Raw genomic sequence first — 2283 nt, 5'->3', positions numbered from 1 at the left:
ACCGGCACGAACCACAGCGGCACCATCACCGGGAAGTTGAACGGCGAGATCACCGCCCCCACCCCGAGCGGCTGCCGGATCGTGTACGAGTCGACCTCGGTCGACACGTTCTCGCTGAACGCGCCGCGCAGCGCCGACGGCAGCCCACACGCGTACTCGCTGACCTCCAGGCCGCGCTGCCCCTCGCCCGCGGCGTCGGCGAGCACCTTGCCGTGCTCGGCGGTGATCACCTCGGCAAGCCGGTCCCGGCGGGCGTGCACCAACTCCCGGAAGGCGAACAGCACCGCCGAGCGCTTCGCCAACGACGCGTCCCGCCAGGCCCGCGCCGCGCGGGCGGCGGCCTGCACCGCGACGTCGACGTCCGCGGTGCAGGCCAGCTCGACCTCGGCCGTACGGCGACCGGTCGCCGGATCGAACACGTCGCCGCGCCGCGCCGACGTGCCGCCGACCCGCTTGCCGTCGATGAAGTGACCGATGCTCATGCCGCCACCCCCGCGCACGAGCGGATCGCGTCGACGAGGATCGCCAGGCCCTCCCGGGCCTCCGCCTCGGTCAGCGTCAACGGTGGACCCATCCGCAGCACGTTGCCGTGCAGGCCGCCCTTGCCGGCCAGCAGACCACCCTCCCGGGCGGCCTCGAAGACCCGGTTGGTCAACACCGGGTCCGGTTCGCTGGTGCCCGATCGGACGAACTCGACGCCGAGCATCAGCCCCTTTCCGCGTACCTCGGCGACGCAGTCGAGCCCACCCACCGCGGACCGCAGGCCGTCGGCGAGGATCGCGCCGACGCGGGCCGCGTTCGCCTGGAGGTCGTGCTCCAGGAGATAGTCGAGCACCGCGTTACCGGCCGCCGTGGAGATCGGGTTGCCGCCGAAGGTGGAGAAGCTGATGGCCGCCACCGACTCCAGCACCTCGGCCCGACCGACCACCCCCGCGAGGGCGAAGCCGTTGCCGATGCCCTTGGCGAAGGTGAGCAGATCCGGGGTGACGCCGTGCGCCTGGTAACCCCAGAAGTGCTCCCCGGTACGCCCCCAGCCGGTCTGCACCTCGTCGGCGATGAACAGGATGCCGTGCTCGTCGAGGACCTTCTTCCAGCCGGCGAAGAGCCCGTCCGGCGGGTGCACGAACCCGCCCACGCCCTGGATCGGCTCGGCGATCAGCGCGGCCACGTCACCGGCGGTCTGGGTGGCCAGCACCTCGCGCAGGTCCTCCACCGCCGCGTCGACCTGCTCGTCGGGGCTGAGCCGGGCCAGCAGCCCGCGCACCCGGTCGCCCGAGTGCAGCCAGGCCACCTGGAGCGGGTTGAGGCCGCTGGCCGACCAGGTGCGGGTGCCGGTGACCCCCATCGCCGCGTACGACCGGCCGTGGTAACTGTTGCGCACGGCCAGGACCTGGTGCGATCGGCGGTGGTTGGTGGCGACCAGCAGCGCCGCCTCGTTCGCCTCCGTGCCGGAGTTGGTGAAGAACACCCGGGCGTCCGGGATGCCGGAGCGCTGGGCGATCTTCTCGGCCAGCTCCACCTGTTGGCGGATCAGGTAGAGCGTCGAGGTGTGCACGATGCCGGTGGCCAACTGCCGCTCGACGGCCTCCCGGATCTCCGGGATGTCGTACCCGATCATGTTGGTCAGCACCCCGCCGAAGAAGTCCAGGTAGCTGCGACCCTGCGCGTCGGTGACCCGGCGGCCCGAGCCGGACACCAGCTCGATCGGCTCGGCGTAGTTCAGCGGCATCCAGGACGGGAGCACGGCCCGGTGCCGGGCCAGCAGGTCGTCGGTCATCGTGGCAACCCTTCAGCGGCGTTCGTGGATACCGCACGCTCCCACCGCCAGCCGAGGCGAACAACTGCCAGCCTGTAGCCCATAGCTGCCCCGACCTGACAGCACGTCAACGGTTTCCGGGGTGAAGCTTCGCCTTGGCCACCGATTTGGGCAGTCTTCTTACGTTCGCTCCACTCGATCCGCAGCGTGGTGGCACACCGCTACCCTGGTTCGGTCCACTGTGACCGGGGAGGCACGCGGTGCGCATCGAAGAGACGATCGCCGAACTGGAGCGCGTCGCGGCGCGCGAGGTGGGCCGGGGCAGCGAGGCGCTGGCCGCGCCGGCGGCCGGTGGACTGCTCGCCGCCGCCCGGTCGCTCGCCACCGCCGGGCCGCCCGACGCCGCCGTCTTCACCGGGTTCTTCATCCCCGGCGCCGACCCACCCGCCGCGGAGACCGACGGCCCGCTCGGCGCGGTGCAGATCGCCGTCGCGCTGCGCCTTCTCGGCGGCCGATGCCGGCTCGTC

The 2283-nt window shown here is 72.2% G+C and carries 3 protein-coding genes; 1 reads left to right on the top strand and 2 read right to left on the bottom strand.

The genetic code is table 11. The features are described 5' to 3' along the window. Positions 1–482: aldehyde dehydrogenase family protein (locus tag KBX53_RS30210; RefSeq protein ID WP_210863088.1), on the bottom strand; the 482-nt coding region annotated here is incomplete at its 3' end. After that, on the bottom strand, positions 479–1777 hold the full coding sequence (locus KBX53_RS30205) for an aspartate aminotransferase family protein (RefSeq protein WP_210863086.1): 1299 nt from the start codon (positions 1775–1777) through the stop codon (positions 479–481). The genes KBX53_RS30205 and KBX53_RS30210, both read right to left, overlap by 4 nt. A 239-nt stretch (positions 1778–2016) precedes the next feature. Between KBX53_RS30205 and KBX53_RS30200 the strand changes: the two genes are divergently transcribed. Further along, positions 2017–2283: glutamate cyclase domain-containing protein (locus KBX53_RS30200; RefSeq protein WP_210863084.1), on the top strand; the 267-nt coding region annotated here is incomplete at its 3' end.

It is taken from the genome of Micromonospora sp. M51 (assembly GCF_018070305.1).
Lineage (GTDB): Bacteria > Actinomycetota > Actinomycetes > Mycobacteriales > Micromonosporaceae > Micromonospora > Micromonospora parva.
Note: the sequence above shows the minus strand (reverse complement) of the source record. Positions and strands in the feature narration are given on the sequence as shown.